Annotated in this window: 22 protein-coding genes; 13 read left to right on the forward strand and 9 right to left on the reverse strand. The window is 51.6% G+C overall.

Features of this window, described 5'->3' with window-relative positions:
- Nucleotides 1–42: 42 nt before the first annotated feature.
- Nucleotides 43–699 carry an NAD(P)-dependent oxidoreductase gene (locus ACTHRY_RS01745; RefSeq protein ID WP_049322638.1) on the reverse strand — a complete coding sequence of 219 codons (657 nt, stop codon included), beginning with the start codon at nucleotides 697–699 and terminating at the stop codon, nucleotides 43–45.
- A gap of 119 nt (nucleotides 700–818) precedes the next feature.
- Here ACTHRY_RS01745 and ACTHRY_RS01750 point away from each other — a divergent pair, with 119 nt between their 5' ends.
- From ACTHRY_RS01750 to ubiG, 4 genes are all read left to right on the forward strand, one after another.
- Nucleotides 819–1,709, forward strand: coding sequence for a LysR family transcriptional regulator (locus tag ACTHRY_RS01750; protein ID WP_049322637.1), 891 nt, complete (start codon nucleotides 819–821; stop codon nucleotides 1,707–1,709).
- Nucleotides 1,706–1,978: a GIY-YIG nuclease family protein gene (locus tag ACTHRY_RS01755; protein ID WP_049322636.1), complete on the forward strand. Its 273-nt coding sequence runs from the start codon at nucleotides 1,706–1,708 to the stop codon at nucleotides 1,976–1,978. The genes ACTHRY_RS01750 and ACTHRY_RS01755 overlap by 4 nt, the downstream gene beginning before the upstream one ends.
- 463 nt (nucleotides 1,979–2,441) lie before the next feature.
- Nucleotides 2,442–2,975 carry a c-type cytochrome gene (locus ACTHRY_RS01760; RefSeq protein WP_049322635.1) on the forward strand — a complete coding sequence of 178 codons (534 nt, stop codon included), beginning with the start codon at nucleotides 2,442–2,444 and terminating at the stop codon, nucleotides 2,973–2,975.
- A 162-nt stretch (nucleotides 2,976–3,137) separates the two neighbouring features.
- Nucleotides 3,138–3,851 carry a bifunctional 2-polyprenyl-6-hydroxyphenol methylase/3-demethylubiquinol 3-O-methyltransferase UbiG gene (ubiG, locus tag ACTHRY_RS01765; RefSeq protein ID WP_003749057.1) on the forward strand — a complete coding sequence of 238 codons (714 nt, stop codon included), beginning with the start codon at nucleotides 3,138–3,140 and terminating at the stop codon, nucleotides 3,849–3,851.
- Nucleotides 3,852–4,003: 152 nt separating this feature from the next.
- Here ubiG and ACTHRY_RS01770 read toward each other — a convergent pair whose 3' ends face one another.
- Nucleotides 4,004–4,474, reverse strand: coding sequence for a CYTH domain-containing protein (locus tag ACTHRY_RS01770; RefSeq protein ID WP_049322634.1), 471 nt, complete (start codon nucleotides 4,472–4,474; stop codon nucleotides 4,004–4,006).
- Nucleotides 4,475–4,512: 38 nt separating this feature from the next.
- On the reverse strand, nucleotides 4,513–4,932 hold the full coding sequence (locus ACTHRY_RS01775) for a CopD family protein (protein WP_036492713.1): 420 nt from the start codon (nucleotides 4,930–4,932) through the stop codon (nucleotides 4,513–4,515).
- 234 nt (nucleotides 4,933–5,166) lie between these two features.
- On the opposite strand from ACTHRY_RS01775, the gene ACTHRY_RS01780 reads away from it, so the two are divergent.
- Entirely contained in the window at nucleotides 5,167–5,430 is a 264-nt protein-coding gene (locus tag ACTHRY_RS01780) for a hypothetical protein (RefSeq protein WP_440373987.1), read from the forward strand.
- A gap of 189 nt (nucleotides 5,431–5,619) precedes the next feature.
- Here ACTHRY_RS01780 and ACTHRY_RS01785 read toward each other — a convergent pair whose 3' ends face one another.
- From ACTHRY_RS01785 to ACTHRY_RS01800, 4 genes are all read right to left on the reverse strand, one after another.
- On the reverse strand, nucleotides 5,620–7,656 hold the full coding sequence (locus ACTHRY_RS01785) for a M3 family metallopeptidase (RefSeq protein WP_440373988.1): 2,037 nt from the start codon (nucleotides 7,654–7,656) through the stop codon (nucleotides 5,620–5,622).
- Nucleotides 7,657–7,777: 121 nt separating this feature from the next.
- Complete coding sequence (locus tag ACTHRY_RS01790) at nucleotides 7,778–8,644, reverse strand: hypothetical protein (RefSeq protein ID WP_004520901.1); 867 nt, start codon at nucleotides 8,642–8,644, stop codon at nucleotides 7,778–7,780.
- 71 nt (nucleotides 8,645–8,715) lie between these two features.
- Nucleotides 8,716–9,579, reverse strand: a complete 864-nt coding sequence (locus ACTHRY_RS01795) for a mechanosensitive ion channel family protein (RefSeq protein WP_004520900.1) — start codon at nucleotides 9,577–9,579, stop codon at nucleotides 8,716–8,718.
- Between the two features lie 21 nt (nucleotides 9,580–9,600).
- Complete coding sequence (locus ACTHRY_RS01800) at nucleotides 9,601–10,095, reverse strand: restriction endonuclease (RefSeq protein WP_003749044.1); 495 nt, start codon at nucleotides 10,093–10,095, stop codon at nucleotides 9,601–9,603.
- 288 nt (nucleotides 10,096–10,383) lie between these two features.
- On the opposite strand from ACTHRY_RS01800, the gene ACTHRY_RS01805 reads away from it, so the two are divergent.
- Both ACTHRY_RS01805 and ACTHRY_RS01810 read left to right on the forward strand, forming a co-directional pair.
- On the forward strand, nucleotides 10,384–10,719 hold the full coding sequence (locus tag ACTHRY_RS01805) for a hypothetical protein (protein ID WP_039862525.1): 336 nt from the start codon (nucleotides 10,384–10,386) through the stop codon (nucleotides 10,717–10,719).
- Between the two features lie 109 nt (nucleotides 10,720–10,828).
- The gene (locus ACTHRY_RS01810) at nucleotides 10,829–11,185 is read left to right on the forward strand and encodes a hypothetical protein (RefSeq protein WP_440373989.1); all 357 of its coding nucleotides are present in this window, start codon (nucleotides 10,829–10,831) and stop codon (nucleotides 11,183–11,185) included.
- 127 nt (nucleotides 11,186–11,312) lie between these two features.
- On the opposite strand, the gene dnaE is transcribed toward ACTHRY_RS01810, so the two are convergent.
- Nucleotides 11,313–14,747 (reverse strand): DNA polymerase III subunit alpha, encoded by a 3,435-nt coding sequence (gene dnaE, locus ACTHRY_RS01815; protein ID WP_108700071.1) that lies wholly within the window; start codon nucleotides 14,745–14,747, stop codon nucleotides 11,313–11,315.
- A 165-nt stretch (nucleotides 14,748–14,912) separates the two neighbouring features.
- Between dnaE and ACTHRY_RS01820 the strand changes: the two genes are divergently transcribed.
- Together ACTHRY_RS01820 and ACTHRY_RS01825 are read left to right on the forward strand one after the other, a co-directional pair.
- Nucleotides 14,913–15,146, forward strand: a complete 234-nt coding sequence (locus tag ACTHRY_RS01820) for an RNA-binding S4 domain-containing protein (protein WP_002221492.1) — start codon at nucleotides 14,913–14,915, stop codon at nucleotides 15,144–15,146.
- Entirely contained in the window at nucleotides 15,124–15,342 is a 219-nt protein-coding gene (locus tag ACTHRY_RS01825) for a hypothetical protein (RefSeq protein ID WP_049322627.1), read from the forward strand. Before ACTHRY_RS01820 ends, ACTHRY_RS01825 begins: the two co-directional genes overlap by 23 nt.
- 212 nt (nucleotides 15,343–15,554) lie before the next feature.
- On the opposite strand, the gene yihA is transcribed toward ACTHRY_RS01825, so the two are convergent.
- Nucleotides 15,555–16,196 (reverse strand): ribosome biogenesis GTP-binding protein YihA/YsxC, encoded by a 642-nt coding sequence (yihA, locus tag ACTHRY_RS01830; protein WP_049322626.1) that lies wholly within the window; start codon nucleotides 16,194–16,196, stop codon nucleotides 15,555–15,557.
- Nucleotides 16,197–16,411: 215 nt separating this feature from the next.
- Between yihA and ACTHRY_RS01835 the strand changes: the two genes are divergently transcribed.
- From ACTHRY_RS01835 to tsaD, 4 genes are all read left to right on the forward strand, one after another.
- Nucleotides 16,412–17,035, forward strand: coding sequence for a c-type cytochrome (locus ACTHRY_RS01835; RefSeq protein WP_049322625.1), 624 nt, complete (start codon nucleotides 16,412–16,414; stop codon nucleotides 17,033–17,035).
- 267 nt (nucleotides 17,036–17,302) lie between these two features.
- Nucleotides 17,303–19,255 (forward strand): cytochrome c biogenesis protein ResB, encoded by a 1,953-nt coding sequence (locus ACTHRY_RS01840; RefSeq protein WP_049322624.1) that lies wholly within the window; start codon nucleotides 17,303–17,305, stop codon nucleotides 19,253–19,255.
- The gene (ccsB, locus tag ACTHRY_RS01845) at nucleotides 19,248–20,435 is read left to right on the forward strand and encodes a c-type cytochrome biogenesis protein CcsB (protein ID WP_003749026.1); all 1,188 of its coding nucleotides are present in this window, start codon (nucleotides 19,248–19,250) and stop codon (nucleotides 20,433–20,435) included. Before ACTHRY_RS01840 ends, ccsB begins: the two co-directional genes overlap by 8 nt.
- 99 nt (nucleotides 20,436–20,534) lie before the next feature.
- Nucleotides 20,535–21,605, forward strand: coding sequence for a tRNA (adenosine(37)-N6)-threonylcarbamoyltransferase complex transferase subunit TsaD (gene tsaD, locus ACTHRY_RS01850; protein ID WP_049322623.1), 1,071 nt, complete (start codon nucleotides 20,535–20,537; stop codon nucleotides 21,603–21,605).
- Nucleotides 21,606–21,624: the final 19 nt, after the last annotated feature.

The raw sequence follows: 21,624 nt of genomic DNA on the forward strand, positions 1-21,624 counted from the left end.
ATCTGAAACTTTGGGTTTCAGACGGCCTTTAAATGAAGGCGGTTAAGCGGCGGCAACGGTAAAGCGTTCAAACAAATGCGCTTTGTTTTCCACATCGTCGGCGATGGCGACTGCCAAATCTGCCACGCTGATGCCTGCCGGAATTTCACCATCCATCAGCAAATCATCTTTGCCCAAGCGGTATTTGCCGGTTTTGTCTTCGCTGAAACCGCTGTCCGCGCCCAGTCGTGCCGGAGGGGAAACGAAAGACCAGTTCACGTCGCGGCGCGGCAGGAGTTCTGCCAAGAGATGGCGTGCGGCATTGGCGCCGTCGTAAATTTCTTTCGGGAAGTCGGGCGTATCGATAACTTGCAAACCGGGCGCGACATACAGGCTGCCCGCGCCGCCGACAATCAAGAGATACGGCACTTGCGCTGCTTTTGCCGCTTCGACGATGCTGTTTGCGCCGCGTGTAAAATCCGCGCCGATGTTGGGATTGGTCCAGCCGGGATTGAACGCGCTGACCACGGCATCAAAGCCTGCCAGTTTGTCGGCAAAATCTGCTGCGTTGACATCTGCGGAGACGGCGGCAACATTTTGCGCTTGGAAAACTTTGTCTGTATTGCGGGCGAAAGCGATTACTTCATGACCGCGGCCTGCCAGTTCTTGCACGACTGCATTGCCGACATAACCAGTTGCACCGATGACTGCGATTTTCATGTTTGACTCCTTGTGGGGATGTGATTGATTAGATGAGTGCATTGTAAGGCCGTCTGAAACGCTTGATAATCCCTGTTTTGCTGTTATGATTATGAAGTTGAACTACATAATCAGTCGAAATGCAAGACATCAAACCCCTGCTCGTTTTCGCCACTGTCCTCGAACACGGCAGCATGAACGCCGCCGCTGCCGCGCTGGGCATGACCCCGTCGGCGGTCAGCCAGCACATCAACCGCCTCGAAACCCTGCACGGCATCAAGCTGTTAAACCGCAGCACGCGCAGCCTTGCGCCGACCGATGCCGGCCGTGCCTTGGGCGAATACTGTTGCCGCCTCGCCGCTACCTTGTCCGATACGCGCACCGTTATCGACAATCTGAAAACCGAACCCGTCGGCGAATTGCGGATTGCCCTGACTTCTACGGTCATCGAATCCTGCGCTTTTCAGACGGCCTTTTCGCGATTGCAAACCGAGTTTCCCAAAATCCGTCCTATCCTTAATTTCAGCGATACTTTGGACGACCTGCAACACAATCAGACCGACATCGCCATACGCGGCGGCGACCGTGCTTTGGACGATCCTAATCTGGTTGCGCGCCATCTCGTTACCTGGCCGTACACCATTTGCGCCGCGCCTGATTATCTCGACCGTCATCCGCCCATTACCCATCCCGCGCAGCTTCATGCGCACCGCTGGCTGCATTTTTTACCTGTCCGCACGACCTTGCAAAATGGTGAAGAAAGCTATTTCCTCGACGTTGCCGACAGCATTGCCTGCACGCATTTGGCCGCTGTACGCAGCCTGACCGAAAGCTGTTTCGGTTTGTCTTTGCAAGTGGGCGGCGAAGTTCGGGAGAAAATTGCCCAAGGCCGTCTGAAAGCGGTTTTGCCCGAATGGACATTGCCGCCGGTCAGCCTTTATTTGATCACGCCTTATCGTGTACAGTCTGCCAAAACCGAGGCTGCCGTGCGCATTTTTACTGAGAGTTTTGCCAAGGAAGGGGATTTATGAACGCGGAAAATTGGAGCGTTTACCTGATTTTGTGCGAAAACGGCGCGTTTTATTGCGGCATCAGCAACCGTCCGCAAGAGCGGTTTGCGGCGCACTTGTCAGGAAAAGGCGCAAAATACACGCGTTTGAACAAGCCTGTCGAGATGCGCATCGTTTCAGACGGCCTGACTAAAAGTGAGGCGCTGAAACGGGAAATCGGGATTAAGAAATTGACGGCAGAGCAGAAGCGGGGATTGTGGACTGAAGCTGAAACCTTGGCAAAAGGCTAATGGCATTGGATTAAATCGTAGTCGGAATATGAAAAACTCTATAAACAAGTAGGCCTGCCGGTGTCTTTTGCATGGCCAAGCGGCAAATGTTTATTAACATGATTCAAAAAGGCCGTCTGAAACCTGATTGGGGTTCAGACGGCCTGGTTGGGATGGGGATGGCTTTCAGGTTGACGCTATTCATGGAGAAGTCGGTAAAAAGTTGAATTCTAAAAGAAACTTTGAAAATAAAATGAGTAACTGCTTGAACAATAAAATGAAAGTTATTGCACTTCATGACAAATGGGGTGAATTTCTATCCGAGTAGAGAGGTGGTGTCAATATGTTTTTCAGTTTTTGAGACAAAATCTGATTTATACCAATATTTATTATAGTGTAGGTCGAAAGTATTATTTTCTATGTTAGAATTTTTGAGCTGTTTATATAAAACAGTGATTTAAATAAAATTAAGGAAAGACAGAACATGAACAAATTACTGATTGCCGTAATGATGATGGCTGGTTTGACAGCTTGTTCCCAAGAGGCTAAACAGGAGACACAAGAGACTGCTCAAGCCGTTGCATCTGAAGTGAAAAACGAAGCCACTTCTGCTGCCGATGCGACTGCATCTGCCGCTCAAGAAGCTGCCGATAAGGTTGAAGCCGCTGCCAGCAAAGCAGAGGAAGCTGCCAAGCCTGAAGAAGCCGCCAAGCCCGAAGAGAAAGCCGAAGCGCCTGCCACTGAAGCCAAGCCTGCCGAATCCGCCAAAGTGGACGGCAAAGCCGTTTTTGAAGCGAACTGTAAAGCATGCCACGGCGGCTTGATTCCCGGCGCTCCGGCCGTAGGCAAAAAAGAAGACTGGGCGCCTCGCATTAAACAAGGCAAAGACACCTTGCACAAACACGCCCTCGAAGGCTTCAATTCCATGCCTGCCAAAGGCGGCAACAGCAGCTTGAGCGACGATGAAGTGAAAGCCGCAGTTGACTACATGGCCAACGAATCCGGCGCTAAATTCTAAATCATGCCGATTGAAACGCACCTTGTCACAAGGTGCGTTTTTTATGGGCAGGCGGATGAAAGTTGAAATAGGGCCGATAAACGGGCAAAGGCCGTCTGAAACATTTTATTTTGAAGCACAATCGGCTAAAATCAGGCGAATGATTTTATGCAGGAGCAAACCATGAGCAATCAACACGACAACGTAGATGCCGGCGAAATCGCCAAGTTTAGCCAAATCGCCGACAAATGGTGGGATAAAAACGGCGAATTCAAGCCCCTGCATGACATCAACCCCTTGCGCCTCGACTATATCGACGGCTATGCCGGATTGGCAGGCAAACGCGTGCTGGATGTAGGCTGCGGCGGCGGTATTTTATCCGAAAGCATGGCCAAACGCGGCGCAGAACACGTTACCGGCATCGATATGGCGGAAAAATCCCTGCAAACCGCCGCTGCCCATGCGGCCAGCCAACACGTTGCCAATATCGATTACCGCTGTATCCGCGTCGAAGACCTCGCCGCCGAGCAGCCGCACAGCTTCGATGTGGTAACGTGTATGGAAATGATGGAACACGTTCCCGATCCGGCCGCCATCGTTCAAGCCTGCGCGAAACTGGTCAAACCCGACGGCATGGTGTTTTTCTCCACCATCAACCGCAATCCCAAATCTTATCTGCATCTGATTGTCGGTGCGGAATATCTGTTGAAATTCGTCCCCAAAGGCACGCACGACTGGAAAAAATTCATCACGCCGGCAGAACTCGCGCGCATGTGCCGCCAAGCCGGATTGGATACCGTCGGCAGCAAGGGCATGACCTACAATTTGTTGAGCGGCCGTTATTCCCTGTGCGATTCGACTGAAGTCAACTACATGGTTGCCTGCCGTCCGGCGTAAGGTTACACGGATAAAACACACGGACTTGCCCGATATTTGAAACGGTATGTCAAAAGCAGCTCGATGCAAATATCGGTAAGGCAAATCAGGCCGTCTGAAAAGAAAAAAAGGCATGTGTGATACATGCCTTTTTTGTATGTGGGTTGTACCCGTTATTCCGTCCAAGACGAATACGGATGTTTGCTCAAATACGCATTGGTGAATTTTCCGTCTGCCGTGATTTCCTTGCCCAGCCAAGACGGTTTGGGAAACTCGGTATCTTCAGACGGCAATTCGATTTCCGCCACAATCAAGGGCGCATTGTCGCCGAAATATTCGTCGATTTCATACACAAAGCCTTCAAATTCGACACGATAGCGGTATTTTTCCATTTTAAACGGGCACATATCCGCCATCATCGCCTGCGCATGAGCCAACGGAATTTCGTATTCAAATTCGCTGCGCGTCATGTCGGAAATATAGCCTTTCAGGGTCAGCCATGCTTGCGAACCGATAATCCGCACACGGATGGTGTGCTCTTTTTCCACGCTCAAATAGCCCTGTTGCAACACCAGCGGCTCGCCTGCCGCTTTGCGCCAACTGTCATCCGCCAGTAAAAAGCGGCGTTCGATTTCGACCGTCATGAATTCTTTCCTTATTTACCAAACAGGCCGTCTGAAGATCAAAACGGCTTGAAAACCACCATATAAAGCGCGGCCACCATCATCAAAACGGGGAGTTCGTTGAATACCCGATACCAGCGGTGCGAATACACATTGCTGCCGTTTTGAAAACGGCGCAGCAGCAGGCCGCAATAAAGCTGATAAGCCAAGAGCAGCAGGCCGCACAATAATTTAACCGCCAGCCAGCCGTTGCCCCACCAATTGTTGACAAAGCCGATGGCCGCGCCAAATATCAGCGTTCCCCAGCCCAAAGGCGACATAAAGCGGTACAGCCGCCGCGACATATCCGTCAGCCGTACATATTCCGCGCTGCCGGGTTCCAATTGCGCCAGATTCACATAAATCCGCGGCAGATAAAACAGTCCTGCAAACCAAGAAATCACAAAAAATATGTGCAACAGCTTAAACCACAAATACATTTCAGACGGCCTCAACACCTAAAACCGTTATTTTATCCGCAATGCGGCCCAAGCCGAAACAAAATAGTCAAAACAATCCGACAAGGTGCGCCGCAACAATGTGTTGCAGGCATGATTTTACCCAAAAGCCAAATTGTAAATTCCGCAATAATATGCACATTGAGATATGCACAATGCAAAAAACTTGCTAGAATCCTATGCTATTTAACTATAAAAGCATTATGGACGGAAAACATGAAACAATTTGAAATCAGCAGCAGCGTCAGAAAAGCGCTTTGTGACTACCTGAATACGCGCAATCTAAACCTCAAAGCCGCCATGGACAATGAAACAACCAATGGCGAAGTCGCGGCCATCGTTCACACAGGATTGCCGGCGATGATTCGGAAAATCTATTCTTTGGAAAAAATGAAAACCTTTTTCTGGACGAAAAAAGATTTGATGATGGAATTTATCAATATGCGTTTGGCCGCCAGCGATAAAAAGGGCAAAAATTGATTTGAGTGATGGGCCGGGGAGATTGGGTTTTGAAATACGGGCTTCAGTTTCTCCCGAAAAAGTTGTTAGAGATTGGACGTATTTATTGTTCCTCATTAATTGTGCCAACCGAAAGGCCGTCTGAAACATTTCAGACGGCCTTTAACTTTGAATCAGCAACCGTTCTGTTTAAAACGGCGGATTTTCAAATCAAGCTGCGTTGTCGAAACCGCTGTGGCGGAGCAGGGCATCCAGGCTTGGTTCGCGACCGCGGAAGGCTTTGAAGGATTCTGCTGCGCTGCGCGAACCGCCGACGGCCAGCACTTCTTTCCAGAAGCGGCGGCCGGTTTCGGCCACATCGTCGCTTTCTTCAAACGCCGCGTAAGCGTCTGCGCTCAAAACTTCCGCCCATGCGTAGCTGTAATAGCCTGCGGCGTAGCCACCGGCGAAGATGTGGCTGAAGCTCAAGGCAAAGCGGTTATATGCCGGCGGTTGGGTTACGGCGACTTCTTGACGCACTTTGTCCAAGATTTGCGGCCATTCTTTCAGACGGCCTTCATCTTCCTGATGGTAGATTTCCATGTCGAAGATGGCAAATTCCATTTGGCGGACGAGGAACATACCGCGTTGGAAGTTTTTAGCCGCGTGCATTTTGTCGAACAGCTCTTTCGGCAATACCGCGCCGGTTTCTTCGTGCGAGGACATTTGCGCCAATACGTCGTATTCCCAAACGAAGTTTTCCATGAATTGGCTAGGCAGCTCGACCGCGTCCCATTCGACGCCGTTGATGCCGGATACGCCCACTTCGTCAACTTGGGTCAACAAGTGGTGCAGGCCGTGGCCGGTTTCGTGGAAGAGGGTGATGATTTCGTCGTGGCTCAAACGCGCTTCTTTGTCGCCAACAGGCGGGGTGAAGTTGCAGACGAGGTAGGCGGTCGGCAGTTGCAGCGTACCGTCGGCGAAACGGCGGCGGCTTTTGTAGCCGTCCATCCATGCGCCGCCGCGTTTGCCTTCGCGTGCGTACAAGTCCATGTAAACGCCGCCGATGGTTTGGCCGTCTTGTTTCAGCTCGAAATAGCGCACGTCTTTGTGCCAAACGGGGACGGTTTTTTCAGCCAGCTCGATGCCGTAGAGTTTTTTGATTTGGGCAAACAGGCCTGCCAATACTTTGCTGATAGGGAAGTATTTTTTCACTTCGGTTTCGCTGAAGGCGTATTTGGCTTGGCGCAGTTTTTCGGCGGCGTAGCTCAAATCCCAAGATTGCGGATCTTCGATATTCAGGCTCTCGCGTGCAAAGGCTTTGATTTCGGCAAAGTCTTTTTCGGCAAACGGTTTGGCGCGGCGGGCAAGGTCGTGCAGGAAGTTTAGAACCTGTTCGGGCGTATCCGCCATTTTGGTTGCCAGCGACAGCTCGGCGTAGTTTTTGAAGCCGAGCAGTTTGGCGGTTTTCAGCGCGTTTGCAAGCGTTTGTTCGACGTTGGCCGTGTTGTCGAATTTGCCTTCGTCAGACAATTCGCTGGCACGGGTAACGTAGGCGCGGTAGATTTGTTCGCGCAGTTCGCGGTTGTCAGCGTATTGGATAACGGCGAGGTAGTGCGGAATCTGCAGGCCGATTTTGTAGCCTGTTTTGCCTTCGCTTTGCGCGGCGGCGGCAAACATGGCGATGGAGTCTTCGGGAATACCGGCAAGCGGCGCGGCATCGTCAAAGTAAATGCCGAAAGCGTCGGTCGCGTCTTGGATGTTTTGTGCGAATTTGGCGCCCAGTTGCGCACCTTCGGTTTGCAGTTGCGCCAGTTCTGCCTGCTGTTCGGGCGGCAATTCGGCACCGCTGAGGACGAAATCGCGCAAGTCGTGGTTGAGCTTGGTTTGCTGCGCCGGGGAGAGGCTGTCGAATTCGGCAGAATTTTTGATGATTTTGAAGCGGTTGTACAACTCGATGTCTTGACCGATTTCGGTGAAGAAAATGGTGATTTCAGGCATCAATTCGTTGTATACGGCACGCAGCTCGGGCGTATCGACCACGGAGTTGAGATGGGAAACCACGCTCCAAATGCGGCCGACGCGTTCGGTAATGTCGGTCAGTTTTTCGACGGTGTTGGCCCAGTCGGTGTGCGTTTGCGCTTTGATGGCGGCGATTTGTTCGCGCGCTTCGGCAATGGCGGTTTGCAGGGCGGGTTTGATGTCTTCGGTTTTGATTTGGTCGAAACGGGGTTCTTCGCCCAAGTGGAGCAGGACGTTGTCGCTCATATGGTTTCTCCTGAATAAGATGGATTCAGACGGCCTTGTGGCCGTCTGAAAAGAAAACGATAGGCGTTATATGGTGGCAGACAGGCAGAATTAAAGTGTCCTGCCTTCCTGTCGGCCAATCTTATTCTGCGCCGCGCGGATTGGCGTGCAATGGCGCAGCCAGCTCGAGGCGCATGGTGGTGCCTTCTGGGGCATAAACCGCATTGGCAACATTGGTTTGCAGGGATTCGGCAAACGAGCCGCGATACACTTTTGCGCCTTGGTGGGTCAGGTTGGATTGCACGTCGACGTACACTTCTCCGCCGATTTGACGCCAGAGGTAGCAGAAGGTGTAGTCTTCAGACAGGTAGCGTTTGCTTTCGGGATCGACCATGCAGTCGAAGAAGCGGTAGTGCAGGCCTTTGTTTTCCGGGCTGTAGTCGCTGTCGGAGACGTAGTTCAACTCGGGGTAGGCCTCTATCATTTTTTCAAATACGCTGCGTTTGATAACCATGAAGCCGGTTGGCGCGTCATGGACTTTCATAAAACCGTCTTCATCGACTTTCAATACGATTTCACCGTTTTCATCTTTGTCGTTGGTGTTGACGGTGTAAGAAGTGTACATACGCTCAAAATCGGCTTGGGTCATGCCGGCCGGAAGGCCTGCTTTCGGCCAGTTTTCGCGTTTGAGCGGATAAACGCCGGCTACAACGTCTTTATCGGCCAAGAGCAGGCGGTAGAATGAGTCGGGAGAGAAGCCGATGTCGGAGTCAATCCAGAATAAATGCGTCCATTCTTTGTTTTCCAAAAATTTGGCCACGCAGTTGTTGCGCGCGCGCGTAATCAGGCTTTCGCCGCGCTGCATCATTACTTGCAGCGGCAGGCCGAGGGAGGCGTTGGTGTGGACGATGTTCAGAAGCGAGAGGGTGTAGTTGTGGAAATATTTGCCGTCATGGCTGGGGGTCATAATGACGGGATACATTTCGGCAAGGGCTGATTCGGGCAACATGACTTTTCCTTATTGTTGATTGTGAACTTCATTATTGTAAGGGATTTAATTGTATCAATAAACAAACCGTACTATTTTGTTTGGTTGATCAGTCGGTATTGCGTGCGCAAAAATTCGTCTAAGACGGCCTGTTGTATTTCCAGCCGTTTGGAAACGGGGGAGGCGAAGCGTACGATGATGTGGTACACCTTGTCATCATGCGGCACGCGGGACACGCGCGGCTGGGCGGCGGGGGTAATAAAGAGTTTTTGCGCTTGAACGTTTTCCAAATATTGTTGGATAACGGGAACATAGGCTGCGCACAAGGGCTCAAGAACGGCTTTCAGACGGCCTATGATTTCGTCCGAATCCAAATGAATCGGCACGGGGATTTCCACCGTATGAATCACATAATTGCCCAAAATATTGTCGCGGCGCACGGTATGGCTTAGAAGCAGGCTGTTGGGAAACGAGAGCGTTTTGCCGGAAAGTTGGCCAATCAACGGATTGGGGCCGATTTGCATCATCAGCGTGTTCAGCATATTGATATCGACTACCCGTCCGCGCAGACCGTTGATTTCGATGTAGTCGCCGATGGAATATTGTTTGGTTACCGAGCGCAGGATGCTGCCGGACAAACACATAATCAGCTCTTTGGTTGCCACCACAATCGCCGCGGCCACTGCAAACATCGACAAGGCCAAAGTTTGAATCTGCGCCGCCCAAATCATCGCCAGCCCGAGCAGGATCAGCAGCATGGTCACGTTGCGGCTGAACACCAGCGAGCGGCGTTTGTTTTCAATGCTCAAATCCGGATGGCTGCGAAAATGTGCCGAGAGCAAAATGCTGCGCCCGGCAATGACGGCCACAATCATCAATACCGACATCAATGCCGATTTAATGATTTCTTCACTGACAGGCAAAGCGTTCAGCCATTCATGCATGGTGTTCCACATAATCCTGTTTCCTTTTCCTTTTTAGGCCGTCTGAAAACCCACGCGTTCAAAAATTTCTGCCGCACACGCTTCCGATACCGCAAACAAAGTTGCCACGCTGCCCAAAGCCCGTTGTGCTGCCGCACTCAAATCGTCGCGGCACACTTCGCCCAGCCACTCAACCGGCCGCACCAGCGACATTTTTTCATCGTCCCATTGCGGACAATGCACCGCTCCGCCCGTAATCCTGCCGACCCGATAACGGCGCAGGGCAGGCGAGTAGGTCAGTACGGCATCTCCATCAGCCAATTCGTTGACAAACCGCCACATCTGAGCCGCACCCGATTGCGCCGTTCTCAACTTCACATCCGGCACGGCCGAACGGTAAATATCCGTCAGTTCCTCTCGGCCAAAACCCTTGGCCGCCGCTTCGGCCAGCATGGGCCAGGCCAACGCCGCCACACCGCGTTCAAAAAATACATCATAAAGCGCACCTTGCGTGCTGCGAACCATATAAAGTCTGGCTTGTTTTCCCATTGCAGTACCTGTTTGTTTGAAGGATTCATCCCTTGGTTTCAATATTACCCGTTACGGCTGAAAAATTCGATATTCAGCATAGGCGGAAAGGGTTAAATTACCCGCCGAAAATAAATGAATGATAAATAAAAGGCCGTCTGAAAAACAAAATAGGCTGATATATCAATAGATGATATATCGTAACAATATATTAATAACTGTAAATTTTTTTACGTTTGCATCAAAAAAAGATAAGATGAAAAAATCAATCGAGAAAGATTGCTATTCACTGAACATTAGGAGAGAAAAATGACCTGTAAAACCCACGAACATCATGACCACGTTCACAGCGCAAACTGCGGCCACACTGCCATCAAACACGAAGGCCACGTCGATTATCTGCACGACGGCCACCTGCACCATGAGCACAACGGCCACTACGACGAGCATGCTCTGAGCGTCAATGAAACCAACCCTGACGGCTGCCATCCGGTTGACACCTGCCACGGCCACGTTCACGGCGAAGGTTGCGGCCACGAAGCCGTACCGCACGGCGATCACGTTGACTACATCGTCAACGGCCGTCTGCATCACCAACATGGCGACCACTGCGACGACCACGGCCCGGTTGAAATCGTTAAATAAAACTGTTTTTCAGACGGCCTTTAATATGGAGCATCTGTAGGGAAAGGGGGGGTATTTTCACCCCCTTTTCATATATATTGTCGTACCCTACACTAAAACAGCCATTATTATGTTTGACATCATATTTGTATTGGTATTCGGCAGGCTCCAAGCCTCCGGAACACTGAATTTTCCCGATAGGCTTTATCCCATCTGGAAATGGGCGCTAGGCGCAGGCATGCTTTATGCCGCGATAGGGACAATGCTGGGATACGCTTTCTCCGGTTCCTTCTCCCTAGTCAGCTTTTTGCTGATTATTGCCTTGTCATCAACCTGGTTCTCTCTGTATTTCAAACTGTTGCGGCTTACCGCCTCAAAAACTGTACTGAACCAATGTATTTACTGGGTGCTGGGTATTGTTTCGGCATTGTCGTTCCCCTTTATTGTGGGCTACTTTTCCCTATTGGCCAAAGGCTTTGTACAATAAACTTTTCAGATAATCTCCCTATACAATAAGGTCGTCTGAAAGCCTGAATCTTTATCTGATTTATGTTTTTAAAGCGCTTTTTAAATTAAAGGCCGTCTGAACGTATGGTTTCAGACGGCCTTTAGTGTTACCAATTCACACGAACTGCCCTGCTGCCGAGCAATGTTTCCAGTTCTTCAAACAAAGCGGTGCTTGGCGTTACCATCCATTTTGGCGCAATTTTCAATTTGCCCGATGCTTTGCCGTTGCTGTACGACAGTTGCAGTGGGATGTGCGCCGTATCGGGCAGGCGGTGGGCGGTAAGGATGGCGGCGAGGCGCGCGATGTCGTGGCCGGGGGCGAGGGCGAGGCTGAGGCTGCGGGCGTAACGTTCGCGCGCCATTTGCAGGGTCATGACTTGGTTGGCCATGATGCGCAGCCCGTCGCCGCCGCCGTAGTCGTCGCGGCTGACTTTGGATTCGATAATCAGCACTTGGTCGGATTTGAGGTAGTCGGCGCAGTTTTCCAGCGTCTGGCCGCTGACCATGATTTCAATCTGCCCGCTCAAATCTTCGAGGCTGACAAAGGCGATTTTGCCGCGCTTGCCCATCATGGTGCGCACGGCGGTAACGAATCCGGCGAGGCGCACGCTGTCTTGCGGTTTCAGACGGCCTAATTTGGTCGGGGCGATTTGGCGGACTTCTTGGGCATATGGGCCGAACGGGTGGCCGGACAGGTAAAAGCCGATGACGGTTTTCTCTTCGGCGAGTTTTTCCGATTCGCTCCACATGGGCGCATCGATGAGCTGCACCGGTTCGATGGCGTCTTCCATCATGTCAAACAGCCCGCCCTGATTGGCGTTGGCGGCTTTTTGGTCGGCGTTGTTCATGGCTAGGTCGATGTTCGCCAAGAGCATGGCGCGGTTGGGTTCGATGCTGTCGAACGCGCCGCCGCGTATCAGGGCTTCGAGGGTACGGCGGTTCATGTGTTCTTTGCCGACGCGCTCGCAGAAGTCCAAGAGGCCGGTAAACTTGCCGCCACTTTGCCGCGCGGCGATGATGGATTCGACGGCGGCTTCGCCCGTGCCTTTAATCGCGCCGAGTGCGTAGCGGATTTTCATGTTCGGATACGGCGTGAAGCGGTAGTCGGATTCGTTGATGTCGGGCGGCAGGAACTCGATGCCGTTGGCGCGGCAGTCGTCGTAGAAATGCTTGAGCTGGTCGGTGTTGTCCAATTCAGACGACATGGTTGCCGCCATAAATTCGGCAGGATAATGGGCTTTGAGCCATGCGGTCTGATAGGAAATCAGGGCGTAGGCTGCGGCGTGGGATTTGTTGAAACCGTAGCCGGCGAATTTTTCCATGTAGTTGAAGATTTCGTCGGATTTTTCGCGCGAAATGCCTTGTTTTGCCGCGCCTTCGGCGAAAATTTCGCGGTGTTTCACCATTTCTTCGGGCTTTTTCTTACCCATGGCGCGGCGCAACAAGTCTGCGCCGCCGAGCGAGTAGCCGCCGATAATCTGCGCCGCCTGCATTACTTGTTCCTGATACACCATAATGCCGTAGGTCGGCGCGAGGATGCCTTCGAGCAGCGGGTGGATGTATTGGAATTCCTGTCCCTTCATGCGCGCGACGAAGTCGGGGATGTTGTCCATCGGGCCTGGGCGGTAGAGCGACACGAAGGCGATGAGTTCTTCAAACTTGGTCGTGTGCGCCGTTTTCAGCATTTTTTTCATGCCGGTCGACTCGAACTGGAAGACGGCGGTGGTGTTCGCATCGCGGAAGATTTGGTAGGCGGCCTGGTCGTCAAGCGGAATCTTGCCGACATCGACAATATCGCCGGTGGTGTTTTTGATGTTGTTCTGCGCCATTTCGATAATGGTCAGGTTGCGCAGACCCAAAAAGTCGAACTTCACCAAACCCACGTCTTCCACGTCGCCCTTGTCGTACATGGATACGGGCGAGGCGGATTCGTCCGCCTGATACACGGGGCTGTAATCGGAAATCTTGCCCGGCGCAATCAACACGCCGCCCGCGTGCATACCCAAACCGCGCGTCAGGTCTTCCAGCTTTTTCGCCAGCGTAATCAGTTCGTCCGCTTCTTCCGCTTCAATCAATTCCTGAATCTGCGGCTCGGCCTCCATGGCTTTTTCCAAACTCAGGGGTTTGTTGGCTTCCAACGGAATCAGCTTGGACAGTTTGTCGCACAGCATAAACGGCAGTTCCAGCACGCGTCCGACGTCGCGAATCACCGCTTTGGACGACATCGTGCCGAAGGTGACAATCTGGCTGACCGCTTCCGCGCCGTATTTCTCGCGCACATATTCAATCACGCGGCCGCGGTTTGCCTGACAGAAGTCCACGTCAAAGTCAGGCATGGAAACGCGTTCAGGGTTTAAGAAACGCTCGAACAGCAACGCGTATTTGAGCGGATCAAGGTCGGTAATCTTCAATGAATACGCCACCAGCGAACCTGCGCCCGAACCACGGCCCGGTCCCACCGGACAGCCGTGTGTTTTCGCCCAGTTGATAAAGTCTTGTACGATAAGGAAATAGCCGGGGAATTTCATCTGGATGATGATGTTCAGCTCAAAATCCAAACGTTCCTGATATTCCGGCATTTTTGCCGCACGCTCCGCCTCGTCTGGATAAAGCTGAACCATGCGTTCCTGCAAACCCTCGTTGGAGAGTTTCACCAAATAATCATCCAGCGACAGGCCGTCCGGAGTAGGGAAGAGCGGCAGGAAGTTTTTGCCCAATGTGATGTGCAGATTGCAGCGTTTGGCAATTTCTACCGTGTTTTCCAAGGCTTCGGGCAAATCGGCAAAACGTTCGGCCATGGTTTCCGGCGGAATGAAAAACTGGCTCGGCGTAAAATCGCGCGGACGTTTTTTGTCCGTCAGTACCCAGCCGCCTGCGATGCACACACGCGCCTCGTGCGCGTTGAAATCATCGCTGCTCATAAACTGGGTTGGATGCGTTGCCACTACCGGTAAGCCCAATTCTTCCGCCAGTTTCACGCTGCCCGAAACGCAAGCCTCCCATTCAGGGCGTTCGGGCAGGCGTTGCAGCTCTAAATAAAACGCATTGGGGAACCACGCCGCATATTTCAACGCTGCCGCACGCGCCGCGTCTTCATTGCCGTTCAAGAGATTCACGCCCACTTCGCCGTAATGCGCGCCACTCAAACAAATCAAGCCGCTGTTGTCGCCGTTTTCCAGCCATTCGGGATTGAGTTCCGCATGATGGATATTGCGGTCTTTACCGACATAGGCCTCCGTCAAAAGCTCGCTCAAGCGCAGGTAGCCCGCATCGTTGCGGATAATCAGCATGGCGCGGAACGGCTTGTCGGGCGCATTCGGATTGCCTATCCACACATCCGCCGCGCCGATGGGCTTAATCCCTGCACCGCGGCAGGCTTTATAGAATTTCACCAAGCCGAATTCGTTCATCAAATCGCTGATGCCCAAAGCAGGCAAACCGTATTCCTGCGCTTTGGCAATCAGTTTTTTTATCCGCACCATACCGTCGGTAATCGAGAATTCGGTATGCAGGCGCAGGGGGATGTAGGTCGGCTCGGTCATGGCAAAATCGGCGTGAACAATAAAAGGCGTATTGTAGCAGGGTTGGCAGCGAAAGGCCGTCTGAAAACCAAATGTAATGGGGTTGGATAAAGCAAATAAAACAGAAGTGGGCTTTCTTTCAGACGGCCATGTTAAAATATCGCCATTATTGAAAAGGATTAAATGATGGAAGCTACTGTCTATCTTGAAGACAACGAATACATCGCTTTATGCGACCTGTTGAAATTGGCCGGTCTTGCCGAAAGCGGCGGACAGGCAAAAGCGTTTATCGCCGAAGGGCTGGTGTTGCGCAATGGCGAAACCGAAACGCGTAAAACCGCCAAAATACGTGGCGGCGAAGTGATTGAGTTTGATGGTGCGCGCTTGGAAATCGCCGATGGATACGACCCTGAAGAATAAAGCCGAAGCCATCTTGGGCGAGCCGTTGTTAGACGAACCCGTCCGCCCCGAGTCGTGGGAATGTTGCGGCAGCGAGTGCGGCGATGCCTGTATTCAGACAATGTATTGGGCGGAAAAAGCCCGATATGATGCGCAACAGCGGAAATTGAAAGAAGCAGGTTGGGTGGACGGCGAAGATGGTGCAAAGGCCGTCTGAAAAAGGTTTGGTTGAATAACACCATGCTTTTTAAGAATTTTTACTGATACGTCGTTGCTTTGAGTTTGCGATGAGGAAATAAAAAAACGCAATAAAAAAGGGTATGCGTATACATACCCTTTGAAAGTGAGATAGAAAACGGCATTGTGGAAACAAATGACGGAATAAGATTTGCGGTTGGTCAACTCATCTCATTCCGCCTTGTTTTACAATCATTCAGGCGATGCTTCGCCTGCAAGATTTTCGATTTCTTCGCGATGCGCGTCAAACCATGAGCCAACCACTTGATTGACTTCGTCTATACCTTGCTTTTTCAGGCTGGAGAACAGTTGAACGCTGATTTTTTGGCGTTCGGTGTAGGGTTTGAGTGATTTTTTAACCGCCGCCAAAGTTTTAATCTGGTCGTTTTTAGACAGCTTGTCTGCTTTTGACAGCAGGATATGCACAGGACGGCCGGTGATGTGGAAGAAGTCCAGCATCTGAATGTCCAAAGCCTTGAGAGGATGGCGCGAGTCCATAATCAAAATCAGGCCGATCAGCTGGCGGCGTTGTTGCAGGTAGTCGCCCAAGAGTTTGACCCAGTGCGCACGGATGGCCTCCGGTACTTGCGCGTAGCCGTAGCCGGGCAAGTCGACCATGAAATTGCCGTTTTCCAGTTCAAAGAAATTAATGTGTTGGGTGCGGCCCGGTGTTTTGGAAACGTAGGCAAGGCGCACATGATTGGTTAAAGTATTGATGGCGCTGGATTTGCCGGCATTGCTTCGACCGACAAAGGCAATCTCGGCCGGCGTGTCGGGCAGGTCTTTCAGATGGTTGACCGTTGTAAAGAATTTGGCGTTTTGAAAAAGGTTCATCAGTATTTCCTTGCATGGAAACAAAACTGCAACATCATAATTTGTATCGGGCATTTATGTTGCAGCAGTTTGGTAATTTGAGTAGTAATTTAATGTAAACTTGGTATAGAATAGCACGTTTATAGAATTATCGGTTTTAATCGGGAAAATTCCCCGGTATTTGAGTATAAAAAAGGCATTGACGCGGTACGCAATGCTGTAATCAGGAGCACTCCATGAAACGATTGACTTTATTGGCCTTGGTATTGGCTGCCGGTGCGGTTTCCGCTGCCCCTAAAGCAGATGCTGAAAAAGGCAAACAGGTAGCGACTACTATCTGTGCGGCGTGTCACGCAGCCGATGGTAACAGCGGTATCGCAACTTATCCTAAACTGGCAGGTCAGTTTGCGGCCTACACCTACGGTCAAACCATGGCCATCAAAGACGGTACCCGTACCCACGGTGCTGCCGGCGTGATGAAACCGATGGTGATGAACTTGTCCGAACAAGACATCCGCGACGCTGCCGCCTACTACGCCAAACAACAAGGCAAACCGGGCGAAGCCAATCCTAAAGAAAACCCAGAGCTGGGCGCGAAAATCTATCGCGGCGGCCTGAGCGCTAAAAAACTGCCGGCATGTATGTCTTGCCACGGTCCTAGCGGCGCAGGTATCCCGGGCGGCGGTACTGAAATCCAAGCCTATCCTCGTCTGGGCGGCCAACACAAAGCTTACGTTGTCGAGCAAATGAAAGCTTACCAATCCGGCCAACGCAAAAACGCCATTATGGCCGATATTGCCAACCGCCTGAGCGAAGAAGAGTTGAACGCAGTAGCCAACTTCATTCAAGGTTTGCACTAATTTCGTTTTGAAACGAGCTTATTGATACAGGCCGTCTGAAAACCCTTCAGACGGCCTTAGCCAATATAGGCCGATAAGCCTGATTGGTTTTTTCAAATAGCGACAGCAAGATTTTTACTACAATATGCAGTATTCTTCCTTTCGCATCACACGTCATTGCAGTCCGTTCTACCGATCGGGTTGCCCAAAGCCGACATTTGAGACATGAGTAAATCTTCATCATCCGTCCCACTCATCCGTAGACCATGGTTTGCCTTTTTCAGCTCCATGCGCTTTGCCGTTGCCCTGCTTAGCCTGTTGGGTGTGGCTTCGATTATCGGTACGGTCTTGCAGCAAAACCAGCCACAAGTCGATTATTTGGTGAAATTCGGCCCGTTTTGGTCGCAGATTTTCGGCTTTTTGGGCCTGTACGACGTGTACGCCTCGGCGTGGTTCGTTGTCATCATGATGTTTTTGGTGATTTCCACCGGATTGTGCCTGATTCGCAATGTTCCGCCGTTTTTGCGCGAGATTCGTTCCTTCCGTGAAAATGCGAAGGAAAAATCGCTGGCGGCAATGCGCCATTCCATCGTTTTAGACGGACAGGTGACGCCTGAAGTCGCGCAACGTTATTTGGAAGTGCAGGGCTATGGCTGCAAAACCGTTACGCGTGAAGACGGTTCGGTTTTGGTGGCGGCAAAAAAAGGTGCGATGAACAAATGGGGCTATATCTTTGCCCATGCCGCGCTGATTGTGATTTGTTTGGGCGGTTTGATAGACAGCAATATCCTGCTGAAAATCGGTATGCTTACCGGCCAGGTCGTGCCGGACAATACGGCGGTTTACGCCAAAGACTTTAAGCCCGAAAGCGTGTTGGGTACGTCTAATTTGTCGTTTAGGGGCAATGTCAATATTTCGGAAGGTCAGAGCGCGGACGTGGTATTTTTGAATGCGGATAACGGCATGCTCGTGCAAGACTTGCCGTTTTCCGTCAAATTGAAGAAATTCCATATTGATTTTTACGATACCGGTATGCCACGCGATTTCGCCAGCGACTTGGAAGTCACGGACAAGGCAACCGGCAAAGTCAGCGAACACACCATCCGCGTCAACCATCCTTTGACGCTGCACGGTATTACGGTTTATCAGGCAAGTTTCGCCGACGGCGGTTCAGACTTGACGTTTAAAGCGTGGAATCTGGCCGATGCCGACCGCACTCCGGTCAAACTCAAAGCGACTTCCATGCGCGAGTTTCCGCTGGATTTGGGCAAGACCTCTTATAAACTGGAATTCGACCAGTTTACTTCGATGAACGTCGAAGACATGAGCGAGCCGTCTGAAAAAGAGCAAAACCTGAAATCCGCCCTTAATGATGTACGCTCCGTCCGTCAGGAAGACAAAAAATACACCAATATTGGCCCGTCTATCGTTTACCGTATCCGCGATAAAGCGGGGCAGGCGGTCGAATATAAAAACTATATGTTGCCGCTGAAACAAGATGAAGACTATTTCTTCATTACCGGCACGCGCAGCGGCTTGGCGCAGCAATACCGTTGGTTGCGCATTCCGATGGATAAAAACGGTAAAATCGATACCTTTATGGCTTTGCGCCAATATTTGAAAGACGATGCGGCACGCCGTAAAACCGTTGCCAACGCCGTTAAAGGCGCACCCGCCGAAATCCGCGAGCAATTCATGGCGGCGGCGGAAAATACCTTGTCGATTTTTGCCAAAGGCGGCTATTTGGCTTTGGACAAATTTGTTACCACCAATATTCCGAAAGAGCAGCAGGAAAAAATGCAGGGCTATTTTTACGAGATGCTCTATGGTGTGATGAACGCCGCTTTGGAAGACACGATCAGTACATACAACCTGCCGGCTTGGCCGCAAGACGAAAAGCGCAACCGCTTCCTGCTGCATGCAATGGACGCGTACACCGGTTTGACCGAGTATCCTGCGCCGATGTTGTTGCAATTGGACGGCTATTCCGAAGTGCGCTCTTCCGGATTGCAGATGACCCGTTCGCCGGGCGCATTCTTGGTATATCTGGGTTCGGTATTGCTGGTGTTGGGTACGGTGTTTATGTTCTATATTCGTGAAAAACGCGCTTGGCTGCTGTTTTCAGACGGCCGTATCCGTTTTGCCATGTCTTCCAGCCGCAACGAACGCGACTTGCAGAAAGAATTTCCGCAACACACACGGCAATTGCAGCAGCTTGCCAAGGATTTGAACCATGAATAACAAACATCAGGCCTTGCCCGAGCATGAGCTTCTGACACACAAATCATTTATCCGAAACCTCAACCTCTTCGACTGGGCATTCGCACTGCTGATTGCCATCGGTGCGTTTATTGCCCAAACCCAGGCCGGTCTGCATATGGACATCTACGAAATGGTGATTTTGTGGGCGAGTGCCGGTATTGCCGTTTTTCTGGGTTGGTTTTTTAAACCGATGCGCTGGTTTATCCCTGTGGGCGTGTGCCTGGCGTATTTGGCCGTTGATTTGTATGGCGGCGATATCAAACGCGCAGACGGCTTCCTGCTCAAATACCTGTTAAGCAGCCAGTCGGCGATTATGTGGCAATGCGCGTTTGTATTCTTTGCCTTGTTTGCCTATATCGTCGGTGCGATAGCGGCGGTGCGCAAGAATGTGCCGACCAATACGCTTTTGGGCATGGGGAGCGTGTTTGCGTGGGTTTCCGCGATGGCGGGCTTTGTTGGCTTGCTGGTGCGCTGGCATGAAAGCTATCTGTTGCGTCCCGATGCCGGCCATATTCCGGTTTCCAACCTTTACGAAGTATTCATCTTGTTCTTGGTCATTACGGCGCTGATGTATCTCTATTACGAAGGCCGTTTTGCCGTACAAAAACTGGGCGGATTTGTCTTCAGCTTTATGGCGGTTGTAGTCGGATTTGTCTTGTGGTACAGCGTTTCGCGCGAGGCGCATACCATTCAGCCGCTGATTCCTGCTTTGCAGTCTTGGTGGATGAAAATCCACGTTCCGGCCAACTTTATCGGCTACGGCGCATTCTGTATCGCCGCCATGCTGGGTATTGCCGAACTGTTGGCGCTCAGAAAAGAAGATGCGGGCAAAAAATCATGGCTGCCGCAATCTCAAGTTATTGAAGAAGTCATGTACAAAGCGATTGCCGTCGGTTTCCTGTTCTTCACCATTGCCACCATCCTCGGCGCATTGTGGGCGGCCGATGCGTGGGGCCGCTATTGGAGCTGGGACCCGAAAGAGACTTGGGCATTCATCGTTTGGCTGAATTACGCGGTCTGGTTGCATTTGCGGCTGGTGGCAGGCTGGCGCGGCAAAGTGTTGGCTTGGTGGGCGGTCATCGGCCTGGTCATTACCGCCTTTGCCTTTATCGGCGTGAATATGTTCTTGAGCGGCCTGCACTCTTACGGCACTTTGTAAATCGCTTATTCTGCACTTTATTTCAGACGGCCTTTTTCCGTTTTCGGGGAAAACGCCGTCTGAATCGTTTTTAATCATTTTTTCAGACGGCCTCAAACCATGTTGGTATTAGGAATTGAATCATCTTGCGACGAAACCGGCGTTGCGCTCTACGACACCAAGCGCGGCCTGTTGGCGCATCATTTGCACACCCAGATGGCGATGCACGCCGAATACGGCGGCGTTGTTCCCGAATTGGCCAGTCGCGACCATATCCGCCGTGTGGTGCCGTTGACGCAAGGTTGCTTGAAGGAGGCAGGCGTAGGCTATGCCGATATTGACGCGGTTGCCTTTACGCAAGGTCCGGGCTTGGGTGGCGCATTACTGGCCGGTTCAAGCTTTGCCAATGCGTTGGCATTTGCCATCGGCAAGCCCGTTATCCCTGTCCACCATCTTGAAGGCCATTTGCTCTCGCCCTTGTTGGCAGACGACAAGCCTGAATTTCCATTTGTTGCTTTGCTGGTGTCGGGCGGACATACGCAATTTATGGCTGTACGCGGTATCGGCGATTACACCTTGCTGGGTGAAAGTGTGGATGATGCGGCAGGCGAGGCATTTGATAAAACGGCCAAGCTCTTGGGCCTGCCTTATCCCGGCGGTGCCAAATTATCCGAGTTGGCCAAACTCGGCACGCCTGATGCCTTCACGTTCCCACGCCCCATGCTCCATTCGCACGATTTGCAGATGAGCTTTTCCGGTTTGAAAACCGCCGTTTTAACCGCTGTCGAAAAAGTCCGCGCCGAAACGGGTTGCGATGAAATTCCCGAGCAGACGCGTAACGACATTTGCCGCGCTTTCCAAGATGCGGTGGTTGACGTATTGGCGGCCAAAGCCAAAAAAGCGTTGTTGGATACAGGTTTCAGAACTTTGGTGGTTGCCGGCGGTGTGGGTGCAAACTGGAAACTGCGCGATGAATTTTCGCGCTTAACCGTCAAAATGCCGTCTGAAAAAGGCAAACCCAAGCCGCAGGAAGAAAAAATCAACGTCTATTTCCCACCGATGGCATATTGCACCGACAACGGCGCAATGATTGCCTTTGCCGGCGCGATGCGTCTTGCCGAGCGTCAGGCTGTCGGTGCATTCAATGTCAAGCCGCGCTGGCCGCTGTCGGATATTGTGAAGCAGGGTTGATACATTAGACTGCTTCGAT

The sequence above is a fragment of the Neisseria sp. P0004.S004 genome (assembly GCF_051963335.1).
Classification (GTDB): Bacteria; Pseudomonadota; Gammaproteobacteria; order Burkholderiales; family Neisseriaceae; genus Neisseria.

Coding starts and splice junctions, on each gene's coding strand:
- ACTHRY_RS01745 (WP_049322638.1), bottom strand. CDS start 699: ATGAAAATCGCAGTCATCGGTGCAACTGGTTATGTCGGCAATGCAGTC.
- ACTHRY_RS01750 (WP_049322637.1), top strand. CDS start 819: ATGCAAGACATCAAACCCCTGCTCGTTTTCGCCACTGTCCTCGAACAC.
- ACTHRY_RS01755 (WP_049322636.1), top strand. CDS start 1,706: ATGAACGCGGAAAATTGGAGCGTTTACCTGATTTTGTGCGAAAACGGC.
- ACTHRY_RS01760 (WP_049322635.1), top strand. CDS start 2,442: ATGAACAAATTACTGATTGCCGTAATGATGATGGCTGGTTTGACAGCT.
- ubiG (WP_003749057.1), top strand. CDS start 3,138: ATGAGCAATCAACACGACAACGTAGATGCCGGCGAAATCGCCAAGTTT.
- ACTHRY_RS01770 (WP_049322634.1), bottom strand. CDS start 4,474: ATGACGGTCGAAATCGAACGCCGCTTTTTACTGGCGGATGACAGTTGG.
- ACTHRY_RS01775 (WP_036492713.1), bottom strand. CDS start 4,932: ATGTATTTGTGGTTTAAGCTGTTGCACATATTTTTTGTGATTTCTTGG.
- ACTHRY_RS01780 (WP_440373987.1), top strand. CDS start 5,167: ATGAAACAATTTGAAATCAGCAGCAGCGTCAGAAAAGCGCTTTGTGAC.
- ACTHRY_RS01785 (WP_440373988.1), bottom strand. CDS start 7,656: ATGAGCGACAACGTCCTGCTCCACTTGGGCGAAGAACCCCGTTTCGAC.
- ACTHRY_RS01790 (WP_004520901.1), bottom strand. CDS start 8,644: ATGTTGCCCGAATCAGCCCTTGCCGAAATGTATCCCGTCATTATGACC.
- ACTHRY_RS01795 (WP_004520900.1), bottom strand. CDS start 9,579: ATGTGGAACACCATGCATGAATGGCTGAACGCTTTGCCTGTCAGTGAA.
- ACTHRY_RS01800 (WP_003749044.1), bottom strand. CDS start 10,095: ATGGGAAAACAAGCCAGACTTTATATGGTTCGCAGCACGCAAGGTGCG.
- ACTHRY_RS01805 (WP_039862525.1), top strand. CDS start 10,384: ATGACCTGTAAAACCCACGAACATCATGACCACGTTCACAGCGCAAAC.
- ACTHRY_RS01810 (WP_440373989.1), top strand. CDS start 10,829: ATGTTTGACATCATATTTGTATTGGTATTCGGCAGGCTCCAAGCCTCC.
- dnaE (WP_108700071.1), bottom strand. CDS start 14,747: ATGACCGAGCCGACCTACATCCCCCTGCGCCTGCATACCGAATTCTCG.
- ACTHRY_RS01820 (WP_002221492.1), top strand. CDS start 14,913: ATGGAAGCTACTGTCTATCTTGAAGACAACGAATACATCGCTTTATGC.
- ACTHRY_RS01825 (WP_049322627.1), top strand. CDS start 15,124: ATGGATACGACCCTGAAGAATAAAGCCGAAGCCATCTTGGGCGAGCCG.
- yihA (WP_049322626.1), bottom strand. CDS start 16,196: ATGAACCTTTTTCAAAACGCCAAATTCTTTACAACGGTCAACCATCTG.
- ACTHRY_RS01835 (WP_049322625.1), top strand. CDS start 16,412: ATGAAACGATTGACTTTATTGGCCTTGGTATTGGCTGCCGGTGCGGTT.
- ACTHRY_RS01840 (WP_049322624.1), top strand. CDS start 17,303: ATGCGCTTTGCCGTTGCCCTGCTTAGCCTGTTGGGTGTGGCTTCGATT.
- ccsB (WP_003749026.1), top strand. CDS start 19,248: ATGAATAACAAACATCAGGCCTTGCCCGAGCATGAGCTTCTGACACAC.
- tsaD (WP_049322623.1), top strand. CDS start 20,535: ATGTTGGTATTAGGAATTGAATCATCTTGCGACGAAACCGGCGTTGCG.